Annotated in this window: 24 protein-coding genes; 18 read left to right on the forward strand and 6 right to left on the reverse strand. The window is 67.2% G+C overall.

Annotated features, from left to right (window positions below; genetic code table 11):
• Positions 1 to 22 precede the first annotated feature (22 nt).
• Both K7W41_RS08860 and K7W41_RS08865 read right to left on the reverse strand, forming a co-directional pair.
• Positions 23 to 460 (reverse strand): nucleotidyltransferase, encoded by a 438-nt coding sequence (locus tag K7W41_RS08860; RefSeq protein ID WP_224607042.1) that lies wholly within the window; start codon positions 458 to 460, stop codon positions 23 to 25.
• Positions 461 to 613: 153 nt separating this feature from the next.
• Positions 614 to 931 (reverse strand): hypothetical protein, encoded by a 318-nt coding sequence (locus K7W41_RS08865; RefSeq protein WP_224607045.1) that lies wholly within the window; start codon positions 929 to 931, stop codon positions 614 to 616.
• Positions 932 to 990: 59 nt separating this feature from the next.
• Here K7W41_RS08865 and K7W41_RS08870 point away from each other — a divergent pair, with 59 nt between their 5' ends.
• Together K7W41_RS08870 and K7W41_RS08875 are read left to right on the forward strand one after the other, a co-directional pair.
• Positions 991 to 1,233 (forward strand): ribbon-helix-helix domain-containing protein, encoded by a 243-nt coding sequence (locus K7W41_RS08870; RefSeq protein WP_224607048.1) that lies wholly within the window; start codon positions 991 to 993, stop codon positions 1,231 to 1,233.
• On the forward strand, positions 1,218 to 1,565 hold the full coding sequence (locus K7W41_RS08875; protein WP_224607050.1) for a type II toxin-antitoxin system PemK/MazF family toxin: 348 nt from the start codon (positions 1,218 to 1,220) through the stop codon (positions 1,563 to 1,565). Before K7W41_RS08870 ends, K7W41_RS08875 begins: the two co-directional genes overlap by 16 nt.
• 95 nt (positions 1,566 to 1,660) lie before the next feature.
• Here K7W41_RS08875 and K7W41_RS08880 read toward each other — a convergent pair whose 3' ends face one another.
• Positions 1,661 to 1,852, reverse strand: coding sequence for a hypothetical protein (locus K7W41_RS08880; RefSeq protein ID WP_224607053.1), 192 nt, complete (start codon positions 1,850 to 1,852; stop codon positions 1,661 to 1,663).
• Positions 1,853 to 1,983: 131 nt separating this feature from the next.
• Positions 1,984 to 5,073, reverse strand: a complete 3,090-nt coding sequence (carB, locus tag K7W41_RS08885) for a carbamoyl-phosphate synthase large subunit (RefSeq protein ID WP_224607056.1) — start codon at positions 5,071 to 5,073, stop codon at positions 1,984 to 1,986.
• Between the two features lie 124 nt (positions 5,074 to 5,197).
• Here carB and K7W41_RS08890 point away from each other — a divergent pair, with 124 nt between their 5' ends.
• The 4 genes from K7W41_RS08890 to K7W41_RS08905 all read left to right on the forward strand — a co-directional run bounded on the left by K7W41_RS08890 (position 5,198) and on the right by K7W41_RS08905 (position 7,980).
• Positions 5,198 to 5,419: a DUF433 domain-containing protein gene (locus K7W41_RS08890; protein WP_221091071.1), complete on the forward strand. Its 222-nt coding sequence runs from the start codon at positions 5,198 to 5,200 to the stop codon at positions 5,417 to 5,419.
• Positions 5,416 to 5,769: a DUF5615 family PIN-like protein gene (locus tag K7W41_RS08895; protein WP_224607059.1), complete on the forward strand. Its 354-nt coding sequence runs from the start codon at positions 5,416 to 5,418 to the stop codon at positions 5,767 to 5,769. The genes K7W41_RS08890 and K7W41_RS08895 overlap by 4 nt, the downstream gene beginning before the upstream one ends.
• 184 nt (positions 5,770 to 5,953) lie before the next feature.
• On the forward strand, positions 5,954 to 7,171 hold the full coding sequence (locus K7W41_RS08900; protein WP_224607062.1) for an MFS transporter: 1,218 nt from the start codon (positions 5,954 to 5,956) through the stop codon (positions 7,169 to 7,171).
• Positions 7,168 to 7,980: a DUF5984 family protein gene (locus K7W41_RS08905; protein WP_224607065.1), complete on the forward strand. Its 813-nt coding sequence runs from the start codon at positions 7,168 to 7,170 to the stop codon at positions 7,978 to 7,980. Before K7W41_RS08900 ends, K7W41_RS08905 begins: the two co-directional genes overlap by 4 nt.
• Here the strand turns inward: K7W41_RS08905 and K7W41_RS08910 are convergent.
• Both K7W41_RS08910 and K7W41_RS08915 read right to left on the reverse strand, forming a co-directional pair.
• A complete protein-coding gene (locus K7W41_RS08910; RefSeq protein ID WP_224607068.1) occupies positions 7,966 to 8,583 on the reverse strand; it encodes a LysE/ArgO family amino acid transporter in 618 nt (205 codons plus the stop codon). The genes K7W41_RS08905 and K7W41_RS08910 overlap by 15 nt on opposite strands.
• A 71-nt stretch (positions 8,584 to 8,654) precedes the next feature.
• The gene (locus tag K7W41_RS08915) at positions 8,655 to 9,743 is read right to left on the reverse strand and encodes a GGDEF domain-containing protein (RefSeq protein ID WP_224607071.1); all 1,089 of its coding nucleotides are present in this window, start codon (positions 9,741 to 9,743) and stop codon (positions 8,655 to 8,657) included.
• A gap of 266 nt (positions 9,744 to 10,009) precedes the next feature.
• Between K7W41_RS08915 and K7W41_RS08920 the strand changes: the two genes are divergently transcribed.
• The 12 genes from K7W41_RS08920 (at position 10,010) to K7W41_RS08975 (ending at position 18,978) form a co-directional block, all read left to right on the forward strand.
• Positions 10,010 to 10,486 (forward strand): hypothetical protein, encoded by a 477-nt coding sequence (locus K7W41_RS08920; RefSeq protein ID WP_224607074.1) that lies wholly within the window; start codon positions 10,010 to 10,012, stop codon positions 10,484 to 10,486.
• A gap of 299 nt (positions 10,487 to 10,785) precedes the next feature.
• The gene (locus tag K7W41_RS08925) at positions 10,786 to 12,030 is read left to right on the forward strand and encodes an argininosuccinate synthase (protein WP_224607077.1); all 1,245 of its coding nucleotides are present in this window, start codon (positions 10,786 to 10,788) and stop codon (positions 12,028 to 12,030) included.
• A gap of 2 nt (positions 12,031 to 12,032) precedes the next feature.
• Entirely contained in the window at positions 12,033 to 12,473 is a 441-nt protein-coding gene (locus K7W41_RS08930; protein ID WP_224607079.1) for a DinB family protein, read from the forward strand.
• Complete coding sequence (locus K7W41_RS08935; protein ID WP_224607081.1) at positions 12,470 to 12,955, forward strand: GNAT family N-acetyltransferase; 486 nt, start codon at positions 12,470 to 12,472, stop codon at positions 12,953 to 12,955. The genes K7W41_RS08930 and K7W41_RS08935 overlap by 4 nt, the downstream gene beginning before the upstream one ends.
• Positions 12,952 to 13,440: a GNAT family N-acetyltransferase gene (locus K7W41_RS08940; RefSeq protein WP_224607082.1), complete on the forward strand. Its 489-nt coding sequence runs from the start codon at positions 12,952 to 12,954 to the stop codon at positions 13,438 to 13,440. Before K7W41_RS08935 ends, K7W41_RS08940 begins: the two co-directional genes overlap by 4 nt.
• Positions 13,437 to 13,634, forward strand: a complete 198-nt coding sequence (locus K7W41_RS08945) for a hypothetical protein (RefSeq protein ID WP_224607084.1) — start codon at positions 13,437 to 13,439, stop codon at positions 13,632 to 13,634. The genes K7W41_RS08940 and K7W41_RS08945 overlap by 4 nt, the downstream gene beginning before the upstream one ends.
• A 7-nt stretch (positions 13,635 to 13,641) precedes the next feature.
• Complete coding sequence (argH, locus tag K7W41_RS08950; protein WP_224607086.1) at positions 13,642 to 15,036, forward strand: argininosuccinate lyase; 1,395 nt, start codon at positions 13,642 to 13,644, stop codon at positions 15,034 to 15,036.
• Between the two features lie 4 nt (positions 15,037 to 15,040).
• Complete coding sequence (locus K7W41_RS08955; protein WP_224607088.1) at positions 15,041 to 15,526, forward strand: HIT family protein; 486 nt, start codon at positions 15,041 to 15,043, stop codon at positions 15,524 to 15,526.
• Positions 15,527 to 15,579: 53 nt separating this feature from the next.
• A complete protein-coding gene (locus tag K7W41_RS08960) occupies positions 15,580 to 16,068 on the forward strand; it encodes a GNAT family N-acetyltransferase (protein ID WP_224607090.1) in 489 nt (162 codons plus the stop codon).
• Positions 16,069 to 16,182: 114 nt separating this feature from the next.
• The gene (locus K7W41_RS08965) at positions 16,183 to 16,635 is read left to right on the forward strand and encodes a GNAT family N-acetyltransferase (RefSeq protein ID WP_224607092.1); all 453 of its coding nucleotides are present in this window, start codon (positions 16,183 to 16,185) and stop codon (positions 16,633 to 16,635) included.
• A gap of 91 nt (positions 16,636 to 16,726) precedes the next feature.
• Positions 16,727 to 17,254: an N-acetyltransferase gene (locus K7W41_RS08970; protein ID WP_224607095.1), complete on the forward strand. Its 528-nt coding sequence runs from the start codon at positions 16,727 to 16,729 to the stop codon at positions 17,252 to 17,254.
• Positions 17,255 to 17,304: 50 nt separating this feature from the next.
• Positions 17,305 to 18,978: a hypothetical protein gene (locus K7W41_RS08975; protein ID WP_224607098.1), complete on the forward strand. Its 1,674-nt coding sequence runs from the start codon at positions 17,305 to 17,307 to the stop codon at positions 18,976 to 18,978.
• The last annotated feature ends 1 nt before the right edge of the window (position 18,979 follow it).

Here is an 18,979-nt window from a genome sequence, read left to right on the forward strand (position 1 = left end):
GGACAGCGTTTCCTTTCTAACCTTACGTTTCGGGAAGTTCCTCCAAGTCAGCCAAATCTTTGTGCCTGCCAGAGGCTTGTTTGTTCCGGCGCAAATCTGCCAATGAAATCAAAGGAATGCTCAGGTCATCCAAAGTCCATGCCACGCGGTTTGCCCAGGCCTGCGCAAAGGGCACCCCGGTGATCTCGCTCATAAATTCCACCATGACCGGTTTAACGCCCATGCGGAACATGACGTTCTCCTGGTCAAGCTTCTCAGGAGTGACGTTCAACCCGAACTCGGCCAGAGCGGCGGCCAGCCGCCGTGCGTTTTCTGCGCCTCTCCCATAAAACAGGTCAAGGTCACCGGTGTAACGTGGAAAGCCGTGGACTCCCACCGCATACCCACCGACCAGCACGTATTCAACGCCGTGGGCGTTCAATAAACTCAAGAGTTCTCTGAAGTCTAGGGGCAATTCCACCGGGGTACCTCTGCGAACGCAGGAACTCTATTTCAGCCAGGCGTTGCCGGGGTGTTTTCGCCCAGTTGGCTTCCCGGTCAGCGCGAGCTGCATCTTCACGGGATGTCAGAGTGAATGTCCTCTGCAACGGCATGAAACTATTATAGGACGGCTCTAGGCCCGCTGCCGTTCGTCCACCACCATGAATCCTGGCCCCAGTGCCACCCGCAGCCGGTCCAGCAGCGCCTCGGCCTGGGCCTGGAAGCGCCGCGTATCCTCGGCTGTCCACGGTGAGGACCCGCCGGGGTCGTTCCAGTCAATGCCGGTGTCCCAGAGGGCAATTAACCGTTCGGCCTCGGCCACCAGTTCGGGTGGGAGGGGGAGGGTCTGGGGGTCCACCGCCAGCCCGTACCGCGCCTCTGTGGCCGGATCACCCGCCCACAGGCAGATGCCGGAGCCGGTGTCGAAGAAAAAGCGCAGGCGGTAGGGCATAGGAGGACAAGGTACGCCACTCCTCAGTTCCTCGTTCGTATGAAGTTTAATATGCACTTATGGCATACGAATCTGCACAGCGGATCACTGCAAGTTTGCCGCCTCATCTCGCCGCTTTCGTGGACGAGTATCAGCAGCGCACAGGCACCAGTAAGAGCGAGATTATTGCCCTGGGGCTGCGTGCTTTGCAGGAACAACTCCTGGCCGAGGAATATGCCGCCTATGCGCAGTCTGGCGAATTTGTTGACCTGGAAGCGGGCGATGGATTGGACGATGAGGCGGCGCAGTGGCCAAAGGGCTGATTCGCCGGGGTGACATCTGTCTCGTTAATTTCGCTCCGGCGAGGGAGAACGAAGCAGACAACATCAGGCCAGCGGTCATTGTCACCAACAACGCCGCCAATGCTCAAAACGTTGTGGTGACCGTGATTCCGCTGACCACCAATGTTGAGCGCGTGTACCACTTTCAAGTGTTGCTTCCTAATCAGCGCACAGGTTTAGATCACGACAGCAAGGCCCAGGTTGAGCAGATTCGCAGTGTGGCCCTGAGCCGGGTGAGGAAACGGCTTGGACAAGTGCCAGCCGATCTCATGGCGGAACTGGACGACAGGATTCGGCTGCATCTGGCTCTGTAGGGTAGGACAACGGGCGCTGTTCAGAGGTGCAGCCACCGAAAGAAACGCAGGCAGCCAGTTCTGGCCCACCTGCGTTTCTTCTGTCCTTTCCCACTTCAGTTCTCCTGGGGCCCAGAGCGTTCGCCGCCGTCACTGACCTCTGAAGGCTCGCTCCCCGTTTCGTTGTTGCCCGGCGTGCCGGTGCTACCTGCGCCCCCCGCACTGGTTTTGCCGGTCTGGCGCTCGTGTTCCTGGCGCTGGGCGTAGGCGTCCTGCATCTGCTCGGCTTCGTTCCTTTTATCAGTCATGGGCGAAGGGTAGGCGAGAGGCTGTGAAGCGGCGTGTGTACTGCGTAATGGCAGAGTCATTAGAGAAGGCAGGGCATAAACGGACGAGAACCCGGAGACGCGTTCGCCCCGGGTCCTTGGCCTCTACAGATTCAATCAGCCGCGACGTTCTGGCCTTGCCACTCCTGCAAGCTCTGCACGCCCAACATCTCACCCTTCACGGCCGCAATCGCCTTAGCCGTCCACTCGGCGCCTTCTTGCGTGCTGACAATCGGCACGCCGCGTTCCAGGGCGGTGCGCAGCAGCTCGCTTCCCGTGGTGTCAATCAGCAGGGCGGGCAGGTCGTCGCCGTTGCGCTCGCGGATCACGTTCAGGCCGGCCTCGGTCAGTGTCTGGGCCACCTCGTCCAGCCCCTCGCCCAGGACCAGCGCCGTGCCTTCGGTGGGCAGGTAGTTCTTCGCGCCAATCTGCGCGCGGTAGAAGGCGCGGTAGGGGTCGGCGTCAATGCCCATGCTCTCGCCCGTGCTCTTCATTTCGGGGCCCAGCACCGGCAGCACACCCTTGAACTTCAGGAAGGGCAGGTGCACCTCCTTCACCGAGTACATGCCCGGCGTGGGCGTCTGCGTGAAGCCAATCTGCGCCAGCGTGTGCCCCACGGCAATGCGCGCCGCACTCTTGGCGAGGGGATGGTTCACGGCCTTGGACACGAACGGCACCGTGCGGCTGGCGCGCGGGTTGGCTTCCAGAATGTACGCGGTGCCGTCCTTGACCGCCCACTGCACGTTCATCAGCCCCTTCACGCCCAGTTCCAGCGCCAGACGCTCGGTGTCGGCCTTCACGCGGGTCAGCAGCTCCGGGCTCAGGTTCACGGGCGGCAGGATGCAGGCGCTGTCACCGGAGTGCACCCCAGCGGCCTCCACATGCTCCATGATGCCGGCGACCACGGCGGTCTCCCCGTCGCACAGGGTGTCCACATCCAGCTCCAGCGCGCCTTCCAGAAACTGGTCCAGCAGAATGCTGGGCTGGCCTTCCACAGCGGCGTACACCTCGTTCAGGTAGGTGGTCAGCTCATCCATGGAGCGGACCGTGCGCATGGCGCGGCCCCCCAGCACGTAGGAGGGCCGGGCCATCAGCGGAAAGCCCAGTTCGGCGGCCAGCTCCGTGGCCTGCTCGGGGGTCTGCGCCACCTTGCCCCTGGGCTGGGGCAGGCCCAGACGCTCGCACAGGGCGTTGAAGCTGGCGCGGTCCTCGGCCTCGTGGATGGTTTCGGGGCTGGTGCCAATGATGGGGGCGCCCGCGTCGGCTAGGCGCTTGGCCAGCTTCAGCGGCGTCTGCCCGCCCAACTGCACGATCACGCCCACGGGCTGCTCGTGCTCCACGATGTTCATCACGTCTTCAAAGGTCAGCGGCTCGAAGTACAGGCGGTCGGCGGTGTCGTAGTCGGTGCTGACCGTTTCGGGGTTCGAGTTGACCATGATGGTCTCGTACCCGGCTTCCTGCAGGGCCCACACGGCATGCACGGTGGCGTAATCGAACTCCACGCCCTGCCCAATGCGGTTGGGCCCGCTGCCCAGAATCACGACCTTGGGCTTGTCGGTGCCGCGCACCTCGTCTTCCCACTCGTAGGTCGAGTAGTGGTACGGCGTAAAGGCCTCGAACTCGGCGGCGCAGGTGTCCACGGTCTTGTAGACGGGCGTGGCCTTGGCGGCCTTGCGCAGGTCACGCACCTGCAATTCACTCAGGCCCACGATCTCACCAATGCGGGCGTCACTGAAGCCCAGGCGCTTGACCTCGCGCCAGATTTCGTATTTCCACTCGGCAATGGGGCCCAGGTCGGTCAGTTCCTTTTCGGCGTCCGTGATTTCCTTCAGCTGCGACAGGAACCAGGGGTCAATCTTGGTGGCGTCAAACAGCGCCTTCACGCCCTCGCCCCGGCGCAGCAGTTCCAGCACGGCTTCCAGGCGGCGGGGGTTGCCGTACAGCAGGCCGCGCAGCCCCTCATCACTCATGGCGGCGTAGGCGCCGCGCACGTCGGATTCGATGCTCCGCAGCGCCTTTTGCAGCGATTCCTTGAAGGTGCGGCCAATCGCCATCACCTCGCCCACGGAGCGCATCTGGGTGCCCAGCGCGTCGGGCGTGCCGGGGAACTTCTCGAAGGCGAAGCGCGGAATCTTGGTCACCACGTAGTCAATGCTGGGCTCAAACGACGCCGGGGTGGAGAGCGTGATGTCGTTCTTCAGCTCGTCGAGGTGGTAGCCCACCGCCAGCAGCGCGGCAATCTTGGCGATGGGGAAGCCAGTGGCCTTGCTGGCCAGCGCCGAGGAACGGCTCACGCGCGGGTTCATCTCAATGACGATCACTCGGCCGTCCTTGGGGTTCACCGCAAACTGGATGTTGCTGCCGCCCGTGTCCACGCCAATTTCGCGGATGATCGCCAGAGACTGGTCACGCAGGCGCTGGTATTCCACGTCGCTGAGCGTCTGGGCCGGCGCCACGGTGATCGAGTCACCCGTGTGCACGCCCATGGGGTCAAAGTTCTCGATGGACGTGATGATGACCACCGTATCGGCGTGGTCGCGCATCACCTCCAGCTCGTATTCCTTCCAGCCCAGGATGGACTCTTCGAGCAGCACACTCGTGACCGGGCTGTCGCGCAGACCGCCCTCGGTGATCGCCAGAAACTCCTCGTAGGTGTGCGCGATGCCGCCGCCTGTGCCGCCCAGCGTGAACGAAGGCCGGATGACGATGGGCAGGCCGATCTCTTTCTGGTACTCAATGGCTTCTTCCATCGAGTGCACCATCTGGCCCTTGGCGGTCTCCACGCCAATTTTCTTCATGGCCGCCTGGAATTCCTCGCGGTCTTCACCCTTCTTGATGGCCGCCGCGTTGGCGCCAATCAGCTCCACACCGAACTCGTCCAGCGTGCCGTTGTGGAACAGGTCCATCGCCAGGTTCAGCGCCGTCTGGCCGCCCAGGGTGGGCAGCAGGGCGTCGGGGCGCTCCTTTTCAATCACCTTGCGCACGAATTCGGGCGTCAGCGGCTCTAAGTACGTCGCGTCGGCCAGATCGGGGTCGGTCATGATGGTCGCAGGGTTGCTGTTCACCAGCACCACGCGGTAGCCCTCCCCCTTGAGCGCCTTCAGCGCCTGCGTGCCCGAATAGTCGAACTCGGCCGCCTGCCCAATCTGAATGGGACCGCTGCCGAGAATCAGGATGGTCTGGAGGTCAGTACGCTTAGGCATTCCAGAGAACGAGCGTAACACGCCCGGGGGGGTCTGAAGGTAAGCCCGGTGCAAACTTATGCAGGCATGCGGGACAGGTGGTAGGGTGACCGTCTGCGTCACTTGGGCCCGGTATGCTGGACCCATGTCGCTGCTGGAACGGGTCACTGTCAATCCCCTGCAGTGTGGTGGACGCCCCTGCCTGCGAGGCATGCGGATTCGCGTGTCCGACGTGCTGGACCTGCTGGGTGCCGGGGTCAGCATTGAAACGGTGCTGGAAGACTACCCCGACCTGGAACGTGAGGACATCTATGCGGCCCTGCTCTGGGCGGCGCGTTACATCGACCATCCTCGCCTGAGTGCATGACTGGGCGGGCCTACTGGCTGGACGCCCAGTTGCCGCCGTCTCTCGCCCCCTGGCTCACGGTCACGTTCGGCGCTGCTGCCTACAGCGTGGGTTATCTGGGGTACAGAGATGCGGAAGACGAGGTGATTTTTCAGGCGGCGCGGATGGCAGGTGCGGTGGTGGTGTCCAAAGACGCGGATTTTCTGGAAAGGGTCCGGCGTCTGGGCACGCCTCCGCAATTGCTGTACGTCACCTGTGGCAATACCAGCAAGGCGCGCCTGATAGCGGTGTTCGAACGTCACTTTGCCCAGGCCCACGCGCTGCTTGAAGCGGGCGAACCCGTCGTAGAACTAGCAGACGCTTCATCCTGAGCCACCTGGCCTATCGCGCCGGTCCCCGCGCCGCCGGTATGCTCCGCCTATCCCGACCCCGGGGCGTGATTCACCATGTCAACCCTGAACTGACCCCTTCCATTTCAGACGCTGCTGCGGGCCGCCTCCGGCCACGCGCCGCCCCACGTTGACACGCTGAACATTCACTCCCCGAGGTTTTTCCATGCTCCATTCCTCCCGCGCGTTGCGGGTCTATCTGGTCACAGAGGCCGTCATGGCCGCTGCGTTTGCCCTGGCGTACACGCTGCAAGGGCTGTATTTCGTTGGCACGGTGGGCCTCACGCCCTTTCAGTTGCTGCTGGTGGGTGCGGCGCTGGAACTGTCCGCGTTTCTGCTGGAGGTGCCCACAGGGGTGCTGGCCGACGCCTTCTCGCGCAAGTGGTCGGTGGTGCTGGGCTGCGCGGCGCTGGGCGTGGCCATGGTGCTGGTGGGTTCGTTTCCGGTGTTCGGCGTCATTCTGGCGGCGCAGGTGGTGAGTGCTCTGGGCTACACCTGCCTCAGCGGCGCGCAGGAAGCGTGGCTGGCCGACGAACTGGGTGAGGACCGGCTGGGCGGCGCCCTGCTGCTGGGCGGGCAATACGCCCGCGTGGCCGGGGTGGGGGGCATTCTGGGCGCAGCGGGGCTGGCGGCCTTGGGCGGCCCCGCGCTGTGCATCGTGGTGGGTGGGGGCACGCTGCTGGCGCTGGCGGCGTTCCTGGCGCTGCGGATGCCGGAACAGGGCTTTGTCCGCGCGGCCCCCGGCGAGCGGTCCACCTGGGCCAGTCTTACGGCCCCGCTGGTGCAGGGCGCGCGTGAAGTGCGGGGCCGCCCGGTGCTGACCCTGCTGATCGCGGCGGCGGCCCTGTATGGCGCCAGCACCGAGGCCCTGGACCGCCTGAACGAGTTTCTGCTGCTGCGCGAAACCGGCCTGCCGGGCGGGCTGAGCCCCGAGGGCTGGTTTATTGCCCTGGCCCTGGCCGGGTCGCTGCTGGGCTGGGCGGTGCTTGAACCGCTGCGCCGCCGCCTGAACCTGAGCCAGCCCAGGCAGGTGGCGCGTACCCTGCGCGTGGTGCTGGGCCTCAGCGTGGCGGCGCTGCTGGCCTTCGCGCTGGCCCCCAGTTTTGGGTGGGCGGCGGGCGCCCTGCTGCTTCACGGCGTGCTGCGCGGCCTGTACGGCCCGCTGTATTCGGCGTGGCTGAACCAGGGCCTGCCCAGCGGCTCGCGCGCCACCATCAATTCCTTCGCCTCGCAGGCCGACGCCCTGGGGCAGGTGAGCTGCGGGCCGCTGTTCGGGCTGGCGGGCAACCTGTGGGGCGTGCGCGCGGCGCTGGCCCTGGCGGCATTGGTGCGCCTGCCCACCCTGGCCCTGCTGAGCCGCGCCGGGAAGGGTGAACTGCGGTGAGCCCGCTGTTCGGCTTCCGGTTACAGCCCCTGCCCGCCTTGATTCAGGCCTGGGAAGCCGGCGGTTTTGACCCACAGGTCTACCTGCGCAGCTGGTACTGGCTGTCGTTCGGGTGGTACTGGCTGACTACGCCAGACGGGGCTGTGCCGACAAATCATCCGGCTTTCAACGCCGCCTTTGGCCTGCCGCCAGACCCGGAGCCGCATCTGGACTATCAGGTGGCGCGCCTGTGGCTGGATCTGGACGAGAGAGTGCCGCGCGTGCTGGAGCCGCTGCCGCCAGCCCTCGCCAGCGTGCTCGCCTCGGGCCGCTGGGCGGAGTGGAAAGCGCAGGTGTCGGCCTGGCAGCACGCGCGGCCGGATGAGCAGGCAGACTGGGACCTGTGGTCGACCGCCACCGGTTGGGAGAACGCGCGCGTGCTGGATATGGGATATCTGGCGGCGCCGCCGGTTCTGCGGTTCTGGCGGGAGGGGGAGACCGTCACCGTGTCGTGGGACACGAGAAACAAACGGGTGGACGGCCACCTCTGTTGGGCAGAAGCCCAGGGCCAGCAATGCCTGGGTGTAAGTGCTTTTCAGGCCGAGGTGGAGGACTTTCGCGCCCGGCTGAACAGGGCGATGGGCGAACGCCTACAGGAGGTCGCTTCACTGGGCCGCCTGAGCGCCGCCGAGCTGACCTCGTTGTGGCAGCAGCATCAAGCCACCCTGTTTCCCCCACCTCCGGCCACTGACCCGACCGACTGGGCCGCTGTTCTGGAGGCTATCGGGGGGCTGGAAGCGGGCTCGGGCCTCTCGTTACTGTCCCCTTAACCCCAGCAGCAAGCCTGCCGCCGTGAGCAGCAGCGTCAGGCCGATCAGGGTGTCCAGCACCCGCCACGCCTGGGGCCGGGCCATCAGCGGGGCCAGGGTGCGCCCGGCCAGGGCCAGCGCGAAAAACCACAGCCACGACGCCAGCACGGTGCCGCCCAGAAACGCCAGACGGGCACCCGTGCCCAGCCCGGCGCTGGCCCCGCCGATCAGTACCACCGTGTCCAGTAGGGCGTGCGGATTGAGCAGGCTGAAGCCCACAGCGGTGCCGATCACCTGCCGGGCGGTCAGGGGGGCTTCCCCCGCCGCCTCTAACCCCGGCCCGCCCCCCACCCAGGCCGAGCGTAGCGCCCGCAGGCCGTACCACGCCAGGAAGGCCGCGCCGCCCAGCGTGCCGGCCAACACCAGTCCCGGGCTGCGGGCCAGCAGGCCGCCCACGCCCAGCACGCCAGCGGCAATCAGGGCCGTGTCGCACAGGGCGCAGGCCAGCGCCGAGAGCAGGGCCCGCTGCCGGGTAAGGCCCGCGCGCAGCACAAAGGCGTTCTGCGGGCCAATCGCCACGATCAGGGACAGGCCCAGCAGCAGGCCACGGAAGAAGGGGGGCACGCCCGGCAGGGTAGCGGGTTGTGCAGGGCAGCACGGCGGAAGGGCCAGCAGTTCCTGGCTGGGCGCGGCCCTTAAGCGGCCAGTTTCACCGTGTTGCGCCCGGCGTGCTTGGCGCGGTACAGGGCCTCGTCGGCGCGGCGCAGCAGGGGGTCCAGCGGCTCATGCAGCGCGGCCTGCGCCACCCCACAGCTGATGGTCACGGGACCCACCTGCGCCAGCCCCTCGCGGCTCAGGGCCTCGCGCACCCGTTCGGCCACGGCCAGCGCCGCCCCCGCGTCGCCGTCCACCAGAATCAGGAACTCCTCGCCGCCCCAGCGCCCGGCGCGGTCGCGCTGGCGCACGCAGCGGCGCAGCACCTGGCCCACCAGCTGCAGGGTCTGGTCGCCCACGTCGTGCCCGTAGGTGTCGTTCACGCGCTTGAAGTGGTCCAGGTCAAACAGCACCACGCTCAGCGGCTGGTGGCTCACATGGGGCAGGGCGTCTTCCAGCCACGAGGTCAGCTGGCGGCGGTTGGGCAGCCCGGTCAGGGCGTCCTGGCGGGCCAGGGTGGCTTCGTGGCGGGCGTTCACCAGCGCCTGGATGTAGTGCTGAAGCAGCCGCTGCTGCAGGGCCAGGAAGGCAATAAACGTGGCGTGCACCAGATAGGTCTGCAGCAGGGTGTTGCCCAGCGCCGCGCGCAGCACCGGATGACTGCGTGGGTCCAGGCTGAACCCCAGCCCCACCAGCAGCAGGCCCCCAAACTGCACCAGACTGACCGCCAGCGCCGCGCGGGTGGGCAGTACCAGAAACGCCGCCAGATAGGTCACGATCATCCAGGGGGCGTAGCCGCCCAGCCCATTCATGCTGGGCGGGCTGTGCAGCGTGACATGCAGCCGGTAGATGGCCGCCACGATTTCCAGCAGCAGTTCGGTCAGGCCAATCGCCAGAAAGTGGCGGGGCCGGCGCCACAGCCAGACCATAAAGCCCACGTTCTTCAGGATGATCACGCTCAGCGCCATCCGGTCGGTGTCGCTGAAATCGTCGCCCACCTGCGCCAGCAGGGTAAAGGCACTCACGAACAGGCCGCAGGCCAGCAGCGCCAGCAGGCCGCCGCGCCGGTAGGCGAATTCGGCCGGGTCGGCCACTGGCCGCGTGGGCCACAAAGGCGGGGGGCGGCTCATGGGATGTCCGGGATAGCGGCGAAGGGGTGCGCGCGCAGGGCAACGGCAGGGAAGACGCACAGACCAGACAGCCGCCGGCCCACCGGGGGGAGGCTGGGGCACATGGCGGCACTGTAGCGCCGCGCACCTGACAGTGGCCTCACCGCTGGGCGTGTAAATTCTCACGCACACTGAGCATGAACCTAAAGGTTTTCTAAAGTTTGCCTGCAGGCTTGGCCATGCCGGGTCCATCCTGAACTGTGACCAATACCCCTATGCTGCGGGGCATGAAGAAGACCCTGTTTGGCCTGCTCGCCCTGAGTGCCGTCTCGACCGCTGCCGCCGCCACCTCGGTGGGCGGTTCAGTGGGTTCCGGGGCGACCCTGCACCTCCAGAACGACCTGACGTCCTCCTCGGCCATGCGCTACAGCCTGAATCTGAGCGCGACCGGCTTCAACTTCAACCGCCTGTCTGTTGGGGGCAGCGTGGATTACCTCGCCGACTTCGGCGCGAGCGACGCCAGCCTGGGTGGGCTGACGCCTTACTACGGTCTGGGGCTGGGCGCTGGGGTGTTCCTGGGTTCGGGCGGCGGCATTCTGCTCTACCCCCACGGGACCCTGGGCCTGCGCTACAACGTCACTGACCCCCTGAGTGTCTTCGTGGAAGGTGACATTGGCCCGGCTGTCTACGTGGGCGGCGTGGCCAGCAGCACGGTGGGCATTGGGGCCAGCGCCCGTATTGGCCTGAACTACCGCCTGCCCTGACCTCCCAGCTGAACCCCCGCAAGACCCAGCCGCCGCGCTGGGTCTTTTTGCGACTGTGCCGGCCACCCGGCGCACCTTTCGCCTGGACAGCGTGCTTGACCGCCCCCCTCCCCCTTGCTACCCTCTGTGCATAGCTATGCGTTACCGACGCATATCCATACAGATAAACACCATGCCCACCCTGCCTGCCCGACGTTGACCCTGCCCGAGCGCCCCCGACTGCGGGGACGTTCAGAGCGGCGTGGTCTCGCCGGGCGCAATCTGGCGCGGCCTTCACACAAACAGGAGACAATCACCACATGGCAAACGAACAGCAGCGGGACAAGATCGTGCTGGCCTACAGCGGCGGCCTGGACACCTCGATCATTCTGAAGTGGCTCCAGACTGAGCAGAACTACGACGTGGTGTGCTTTACCGCCGACCTGGGCCAGGGCGACGAGGTGGAAGAAGCCCGGGTCAAGGCGCTGAATACGGGCGCTGTGGCCGCTTACGCCCTGGACCTGCGCGAGGAGTTCGTGCGCGACTACGTGTTTCCCATGTTCCGCACCAGCGCGCTCTATGAGGGCTTTTACCTGCTGGGGACCTCGATTGCCCGCCCGCTGATTGCCAAGAAGATGGTGGAAATTGCCCAGAAGGAGGGCGCCGTGGCCGTGTCGCACGGGGCCACCGGCAAGGGCAACGATCAGGTGCGCTTCGAGATGACCGCCTACGCCCTGAAGCCCGACATCGTGACCGTGGCGCCCTGGCGCGACTGGACCTTCCAGGGCCGCGCCGATCTGGAAGCCTTTGCCCACGAGCACGGTATTCCGGTCCCCACCACCAAAAAGGACCCCTGGAGCACCGACGCCAACCTGCTGCATATCTCCTATGAGGGCGGCATTCTGGAAGACCCCTGGGCCGAGCCGCCCGCCCACATGTTCAAGCTGACCGCCGATCCCCAGCAGGCCCCCGACGAGCCCGAATACGTGGAAGTGGAGTTCGAGGCTGGGAACCCGGTGGCGATCAACGGCGAAGCGCTGTCGCCGGCTGCGCTGCTTCAAAGGGCGAATGAGATCGGCGGACGCCACGGCGTGGGCCGCCTGGACCTCGTGGAAAACCGCTTCGTGGGCATGAAGAGCCGGGGCGTGTACGAAACGCCCGGCGGCACCCTGCTGTACCACGCCCGCCGCGCCGTGGAGAGCCTGACCCTGGACCGTGAGGTGCTGCACCAGCGCGACCAGCTGTCGCCCAAGTACGCCGAACTGGTTTACAACGGCTTCTGGTTCGCCCCCGAACGCGAGGCCCTGCAGGTGTACTTTGACCACGTCGCCAGCCGCGTGACCGGCACCGCGCGCCTGAAGCTGTACAAGGGCAGTTGCACCGTGGTGGGCCGCAAGGCGCCGCAGAGCCTGTACGACAAGGACCTCGTGTCCTTTGAAGCGGGCGGCGACTACAACCAGCACGACGCCGGCGCGTTTATCAAGCTCAACGCCCTGCGCATGCGGGTGCAGGCGCGCGTGGCCGCCAAAGCAGAGCAGGCCCCCCAAGAGCCCGCCCAGGTCTGAGGATGGCAGGCTTGGCCGAGGTCGTGCAGGGCCACCTGGGCGCGCTGCGGGGAATCAGCGAGGCCCAAGCGTCGCACAAGTCTGCCGCGGAGGTCTGGAGCGCCAAGGAGATTCTGGGGCACCTGCTGGATTCCGGCGTGAACAACCACGCCCGCTTTGTGCGGGTCAGCCTGGACAGCGGCCTGAGCCTGCCGGGCTACGACCAGACTGCCTGGGTGCAGGCCGGCGCCTACGCCACGCGCCCCTGGGCCGAGCTGGTCGAGCTGTGGGCGGCGTACCAGACGCAGCTGGCGCACCTGATCGCCGCGCTGCCCCCCGCCAGCCTGGACCACACAGTGCAGATTGGCAGCGGCGAGCCGGTGACCCTGCGCTTTTTGACCGAAGACTATGTGGCCCACCAGTTGCACCACCTCGCCCAGATTCCCGGGCGGGTGGGGCCATGACGCCCTCCGGTTGGACCATTCGACAGGCTGGACCGGACGACGCGGCGGTGATCGCCGCCCAGCGCGCGCAGATGTTCGTGGATATGGGGGACCTGACGGCCGACGCGGCGCAGGCGCAACTGGGCCTGTGGACCGACTGGCTGCGCGGCGCGCTGGCGAGCGGCGACTACGTGGGCTGGGTGGCCGAGCATGACGGCCAGCCCCTGGGCGGCGCGGGGCTGATGTTTCATCCCAAACCCCCTACGGCCGAGGACCCCGCGACCCTGCGCGCCTACGTGCTGAACGTGTACGTGGCGCCCCAGGGCCGCCGTCAGGGCGTGGCCGAGGCCCTGATGCGCGCGGTGCTGGCCGACGTGCAGGAGCGGGGGCTGCGCACCGTGACCCTGCATGCCTCGGCCCAGGGCCGCCCCATTTACGAGCGCCTGGGCTTTGTGGAAAGCCCCCACCCCGAACTGCGCCTGACCCTGGGGGCCGCGCCGTGACCCTGCGCCCAGTGAACCCGGACGACATCGCCGCCTTTCACGCCGTGATGATGGCGGCTGGCATGGATCCCCGCAGCAGCTGGAGCCGGGTGACGCCCGCTGATCTGGAACGCTCTCTGTTTTCACCGGGCGCAGGCGGATTTCTGGCGCTGGGGGAGGGGGGCGAGGCGCTGGGCTGTGTGGGCTACCGCCCGGACGGCGAGGCCACCCTGACCCTGAACAAGCTCGCCACCCGCCCGCAGGCGCGCGGGCAGGGGCTGGGCCGGGCGCTGGTGCGCGAGGTGGAGCAGGTGGCGCGCAGGGGTGGCTACGCGCGGGTGCTGCTGGCCGTCAGCCAGTACAACCTGGACGTGCTGCCGTTTTACGAGCGCCTGGGCTACAGGCCCAGCGACGAGCCGTATGCCCACGCCCACCCGGCCAGCCCGCCGCCCGTGGTGCTGGTGAAGGACGTGCGCGGGGAGCAGGAGGCGGGGTGCGGTGAATGAACATCTTTTCTCCGCTCCTGCTCCTGGGGTTCCTGCTGCTGGGCACCCTGCCTCTGGGTCTCATTGCCGCGCTCTTCGTGGTGCGGGGCACCCGGGCCTGGCTCTGGCGACTGTTGTTGCTGCTGGCCCTGGCACTCGACCTCTGGCTGCTCAGCGCCCTGTGGCGCGTGGCCTCTACATTCACCCTGGACTGAAGGATGTATGACCCAACACGATAAAAAACTCTGGGGCGGCCGTTTTGCCGAGGCCACCGACGGCCTCGTGGAACTGTTTAACGCTTCTGTCGGCTTCGACCAGCGCTTGGCCGAGCAGGACATTCAGGGCTCGCTGGCCCATGTGGCGATGCTGGGGCAGGTGGGCATTCTGAGTGCCGAGGAAGTCGCGCAGATTACGGAGGGGCTGCACGCCGTCCTGGCCGACATCCGCGCGGGCAGCTTCGAGTGGCGCCTGGACCGCGAAGACGTGCATATGAATGTAGAAGCCGCTCTGCGTGACCGCATTGGGCCGGTGGCGGGCAAGCTGCACACCGCGCGCAGCCGCAACGATCAGGTGGCGGTGGATTTCCGCCTGTTCACCAAGGAAGCCTCGCTGAAGCTGGCCGACCTGACCCGTCAACTCCGGGCCGTGATGCTCGCTGAAGCCGAAAAGCATCTGCCGGGTGAGGTGATTCTGCCCGGCTACACCCACCTGCAGGTGGCGCAGCCCATTCTGCTATCGCACTGGTTCATGGCGTACGTGGCGATGCTGGAACGCGACGAGGGCCGCCTGCGCGACGCCGCCGCGCGCATGGACGAGTCGCCGCTGGGCTCCTCGGCACTGGCGGGCACGCCGTGGCCCATTGACCGACACGCCACCGCCGCCGCGCTGGGTTTTGCGCGCCCCACCGCCAACAGCTTGGACGGCGTGGGCAGCCGCGATTTCGCACTGGAATTCCTGAGCGCCGGCGCGATTCTGGGGGCGCACCTCTCCCGCCTTTCGGAAGAACTGATCCTGTACTCCACCTTTGAATTCGGCTTTCTGACGCTGCCGGACAGCCACACCACCGGCAGCAGCATCATGCCGCAGAAGAAAAACCCGGACGTGTCCGAGTTGGCCCGGGGCAAGGCGGGGCGCCTGTTTGGCAACCTGATGGGCCTGCTCACGGTGGTCAAGGGCACGCCGCTGGCCTACAACAAGGACCTGCAGGAGGACAAGGAAGGCGTGTTCGACTCCTACGACACCCTCAGCATTGTGCTGCGGCTGTACGCCGATATGCTGCCAAAAACGGTCTGGCACGCAGACGTTACCCGCGCCGCCGCCGCCCGGGGCTACTCCACCGCCACCGATGTGGCCGATTTCCTGGCCCGCGCGGGCGTGCCCTTCCGCGAGGCGCACGAGGTGGTGGGCGGTCTGGTGGGGCTGGCCAGCCGCTCCGGGCGCCAGCTGTGGGACCTGACCGACGCCGAACTGAAGGCCGCCCACCCGCTGCTGAGCGCCGAGGTGGCGGGCAAACTGACCGTCGAAGAGAGCGTGCGGGGCCGCGCCAGCTTTGGGGGCACGGCGCCCGAACAGGTCCGGGTGGCGATTCAGCAGGCCCGCCGGGCCCTGGAGGACTAAGGCCATGGACGTGACCGTGACCCTGAACGGCACCCTGCTGCCCGCCCGGAAACAGGAATGGGCCGGGTATCTGGCCGCGCCGCACGAGAATCCGCTGCTGCCCGACGAGCACGGGCAGCTGAACGGCAACGGCTTCACCCTGCAGAACGAGCTGTGTGTGTACAGCCAGCTGAAACCCGAATACGCCGAGGGCCTGCCCTACTCCGGAATCATCGTGACCAAGCGGCCCTGTGAGACGGTCTTTGACCTGACCCCCGCCGAAGCCAGCGCCGTCCATGCCCTGCTGGCCGAGGTCCGGGCGCACCTGGACGCCACCGTGAAGCCCGACGGCTACACCGTGGGCTGGAACGTGTATCCGGCGGGCGGGCAGCACATTCCCCATGTGCACTTGCACGTCATTCCGCGCTGGGCCACGGACGCTTCGGCCGGGGCGGGGGTGCGGTACTTCCTCAAAGCGGCGGCCAGGGCGGATCAGGAACGACGACGATGACGGTTTCTGTCGCCCGTCCCCACCCGCCCCCTGCCCCACCCCCGGAGTCCCCCATGACCCTGACCGATATGCACGTCAAACTGCGCCAGGCGCAGCCCGAAGACTTTTCCACCATTCTGGACCTGCTCACCCGCTGCGGGCTGCACACTTCCAGCGTCACGCCCCAGGGCAGCACCTACTGGATTGCCGACCTGAACGGCACCCCCGGCGGCTGCATTGGCCTGGAACACGGCGAGGGGGTCAGCCTCATCCGGTCCACCGCCGTGCTGCCAGAGGCCCGCTCGCAGGGCCTGGGCCGCGCGCTGGTGCGCAGCGCGCTGACCCACGCCACCCTGCGCGGCGACGGCCAGGTGTACCTGTTCAGCGAGGAAGCGGGTGACTACTGGCGCCGCTTTGGCTTCGTGCCGGTCACTGCCGCCGAGATCAGCGCCGCGCTGCCTGAAGCCCCGCAGGTGCGCAGCGGCCTTACCAAGGGCTGGATTCACGACGAGCAGGCCTGGCGACTGGACGTGCAGCCCAGTGGGGGAGAGGAGGGGGTGTGACCCAGACCCGGCACCGCTTCCACAGGGCTTTGCGCTATGCTGCCGCCACGCACAACCCCTGTTTTCCGGCGGTCCCCGTGACCCCGGCCGAGTCTCGTTCACAAGGAGCATTCCATGACCGATTCCAGCGTTCAGATTCGACTGGCCAGCCCCACCGACAAGGACACTGTCTGCCGCGTGTTTCACGAAGCGGGCCTGGACACCGACGCCGCCCTGGCCGAGGGCACCACGTACTGGGTGATGGAACGCGGCGGGCAGCCGGTGGGGGCCATTGGCCTGGAACACGGTCAGGGGGCCTCGCTGCTGCGCGGGGCGGCGGTGTTGCCCGAAGCCCGGGGCGGCGGCCTGGGGCGGCGGCTCATCATGAGCGCGCTGGAGTACGCCCAGGGCCGGGGCGACCGCACGCTGTACCTGTTTTCCAAGGGCGGCGACTGGAGCAACTTCGGCTTTCAGCAGGTGCCCCTGGCCGTGGTGATGGGCGACATCCCCGACGCACCCCAGATTCAGGCCTACCGCGCGCGCGGCGAGCGCCCCGGCGGCACGACCTGGATGCGCACGCTGGGGTAAGACGGTTAGTGGTGAGTGGTGACTGGTCAGTGGAAAAAGCTCTTCCACTTCCCACACCCCACTGCCCACTTCCGGCCCCGAAGGGGCCCCAATGACCCTCGCCCTCGATTCCATCGCTGTGCCGGACCTGCACCCGCAGGCGCCGCTGGCCACGCGCAAGGCGAAGCTCTCGGACATCGAGGCGATTCACGAGCTGATCGGCTACTGGGCGGCGCGGGGGCTGATGCTGGTGCGGTCCCGCGCCCTGCTGGCGGAGACCATTCGGGATTTTCATCTGGTGGTGGCCGAGGCCCACGAGGGCAAGCCCGGCGGGCTGGCGGGCGTGTGCGGGCTGCACCTGCTGGCCCCCGACCTGGCCGAGGTGCGCGGGCTGGCGATTCACCCGAACATGCAGGGCCGGGGGCTGGGCAAGCAACTGGTCGAGGCCTGCGAGGCCGAGGCCCGCGCCATAGACCTGCCCGCCCTGTTTGCCTGGACCTACCAGCAGGGCTTCTTCGAAAAGTGCGGTTTCGTCCGCATAGACAAGACGAACCTGCACCCCAAGGTGTGGTCGGAATGCCAGCGCTGCGCCTTTTTTGAAAACTGCAACGAGATCGCCATGTTCAAGGCGCTGTCGTGAGCGGGCATCTGCGGCCTGCCGCTGACTGGCGGCCAGTTACGATGGGTGGCATGAAGCGAACTGTCACCCTGTTCTCACTCACGACCCTTGCCCTCAGTCTGGCTGGCGCTGCTGGCGCCCAGACGGCCCAGAAGCCGCTGAGCGCCTCGCTGCCCGCCGGCGCCCTGCTGACGCTGGAAACGAAGAATGCCGCGCCTGCCCTGCAGCGCTTTGGCGGGGCCCTGAACCGCGTGCTGGCCGCCGCCGACCTGGGCGAGGACAGCCCGAGCGAGATGGTGAGCGGCTTCCAGGCCATCGCCACCGACCTGCTGGGCCGCGAGGGCGTGGCGGGCGTGTTTGCGGTGCAGGGCAAGGGCGGCACCTTTACCCCCGAACTGCTGGCGGTGGCCCGCGCGGGTGAACTGTCGCGTGAGATGTTCACGGGCAAAAAAGCCACCGCGCGGGTGGGCAACTTCACCTTTGCCCGCGACGGCGACGCGTTCGTGGGCCAGAGCGGGGGGCTGCTGTACGTGTCCACCGACAAGGCGCTGCTGATGTCGTACCTGGGGCGCCTGAGCGGCAAGGCGGCGCCCACGCTGGCAGCCTCGGCGCCGTACGCGGCGGCCACGCGCGCAGCGGGCGCCAACGAACTGGGCCTGTACGCCAACTTCAGCGCCGCTGCCAAGGTGATTCGCTCGCAGCTGTCGCAGGTGTTCCTGCCCCGCCTGCTTTCGCCCGTGGTGGACGCGATTGACACGCTGGGGCAGGTGGCCGGGGGCTTCACCACCACCGCCAGCGGCCTGACCACCTCCTCGGCCCAGGTGGTCAACCCCGAGGGCAAGGACGCCCCGCTGCGCCGCCTGCTGACCGCCACCAGCGATTTCAAGGTGCAGGACATCATTCCGGCCACCGCCGAGGCCGTGCAGGCCACCGCCTGCGCCCCCGAATCCGGCGCCTACCTGGGCCGCTGGCTCACCCGCGTGGACCTGTTCGAGCCCTTTGGTTTCCTCACGGACAGCCAGCTTGCCAGTCACCTGGAGCGCTCGGGGGGGTACCTGGGCGGCGAATGCGCGCAGGTGACCCTGGCGGGCGGCACCAAGGCTGGCCTGAACCAGAATGATCCCCTGGCCAGCCTGCGCTACAGCGTGAGCTACCAGCGCGTGACCGATCAGGCGGCGGCCGAGGCCCATCTGCCCGAGTACGCCCGCAGCGTGAACGCCGCGATCCAGGGCGTGCGCGCCAACCTGAAGAATGTGCAGGACCAGACCATGAAGCGCGTCATGGGCGACATGGACGAGGACATGATGGCCGAACTGGGCGGCGCGGGGCTGGCCGGTCTGGGCATGATGGGCGAGAGCTTCAAGCAGCTCGATACCCTGCTGGCCGGCATGAAGATGGTCTACGGCTTCCGCGACGGCTACCTGGTGACCGCCTGGAGCGACGAGGCCCTGCGCGCGGCCCTGCGCGAAGGCGGCGCCACCCTGGGCCAGAGCGCGGCCTTCCAGGGCGCGGGCCTGACGGGCAACGCGGGCTTTGGCTTTACCCCGGATCTGCCTGCCCTGAGCGGCAAGGACCTGATGGGCAGCCTGCCGGCCGAGCTGCAGGACGAGGAACTGGAAGAACTGCTGGCCCCGGCCATGAACGCGGCGGCCGACCTGATCAACCGCTTTGACGGCATGACCTCACAGCGCAGCGTGACCGGGAATGTCATCATCGGCAAGGCGAGCGTGCGCTACCGCTGGTAAA

This window comes from Deinococcus multiflagellatus (genome assembly GCF_020166415.1).
Classification (GTDB): domain Bacteria; phylum Deinococcota; class Deinococci; order Deinococcales; family Deinococcaceae; genus Deinococcus; species Deinococcus multiflagellatus.

What these genes read in the sequence shown, in the direction of transcription:
- K7W41_RS08925 (WP_224607077.1), top strand. Translation starts at nt 10,786, where the DNA reads ATGGCAAACGAACAGCAGCGGGACAAGATCGTGCTGGCCTACAGCGGC.
- K7W41_RS08890 (WP_221091071.1), top strand. Translation starts at nt 5,198, where the DNA reads ATGTCGCTGCTGGAACGGGTCACTGTCAATCCCCTGCAGTGTGGTGGA.
- K7W41_RS08915 (WP_224607071.1), bottom strand. Translation starts at nt 9,743, where the DNA reads ATGAGCCGCCCCCCGCCTTTGTGGCCCACGCGGCCAGTGGCCGACCCG.
- K7W41_RS08970 (WP_224607095.1), top strand. Translation starts at nt 16,727, where the DNA reads ATGACCCTCGCCCTCGATTCCATCGCTGTGCCGGACCTGCACCCGCAG.
- K7W41_RS08965 (WP_224607092.1), top strand. Translation starts at nt 16,183, where the DNA reads ATGACCGATTCCAGCGTTCAGATTCGACTGGCCAGCCCCACCGACAAG.
- K7W41_RS08865 (WP_224607045.1), bottom strand. Translation starts at nt 931, where the DNA reads ATGCCCTACCGCCTGCGCTTTTTCTTCGACACCGGCTCCGGCATCTGC.
- K7W41_RS08900 (WP_224607062.1), top strand. Translation starts at nt 5,954, where the DNA reads ATGCTCCATTCCTCCCGCGCGTTGCGGGTCTATCTGGTCACAGAGGCC.
- K7W41_RS08930 (WP_224607079.1), top strand. Translation starts at nt 12,033, where the DNA reads ATGGCAGGCTTGGCCGAGGTCGTGCAGGGCCACCTGGGCGCGCTGCGG.
- K7W41_RS08945 (WP_224607084.1), top strand. Translation starts at nt 13,437, where the DNA reads ATGAACATCTTTTCTCCGCTCCTGCTCCTGGGGTTCCTGCTGCTGGGC.
- K7W41_RS08935 (WP_224607081.1), top strand. Translation starts at nt 12,470, where the DNA reads ATGACGCCCTCCGGTTGGACCATTCGACAGGCTGGACCGGACGACGCG.
- K7W41_RS08960 (WP_224607090.1), top strand. Translation starts at nt 15,580, where the DNA reads ATGACCCTGACCGATATGCACGTCAAACTGCGCCAGGCGCAGCCCGAA.
- K7W41_RS08955 (WP_224607088.1), top strand. Translation starts at nt 15,041, where the DNA reads ATGGACGTGACCGTGACCCTGAACGGCACCCTGCTGCCCGCCCGGAAA.
- argH (WP_224607086.1), top strand. Translation starts at nt 13,642, where the DNA reads ATGACCCAACACGATAAAAAACTCTGGGGCGGCCGTTTTGCCGAGGCC.
- K7W41_RS08895 (WP_224607059.1), top strand. Translation starts at nt 5,416, where the DNA reads ATGACTGGGCGGGCCTACTGGCTGGACGCCCAGTTGCCGCCGTCTCTC.
- K7W41_RS08880 (WP_224607053.1), bottom strand. Translation starts at nt 1,852, where the DNA reads ATGACTGATAAAAGGAACGAAGCCGAGCAGATGCAGGACGCCTACGCC.
- K7W41_RS08975 (WP_224607098.1), top strand. Translation starts at nt 17,305, where the DNA reads ATGAAGCGAACTGTCACCCTGTTCTCACTCACGACCCTTGCCCTCAGT.
- carB (WP_224607056.1), bottom strand. Translation starts at nt 5,073, where the DNA reads ATGCCTAAGCGTACTGACCTCCAGACCATCCTGATTCTCGGCAGCGGT.
- K7W41_RS08870 (WP_224607048.1), top strand. Translation starts at nt 991, where the DNA reads ATGGCATACGAATCTGCACAGCGGATCACTGCAAGTTTGCCGCCTCAT.
- K7W41_RS08920 (WP_224607074.1), top strand. Translation starts at nt 10,010, where the DNA reads ATGAAGAAGACCCTGTTTGGCCTGCTCGCCCTGAGTGCCGTCTCGACC.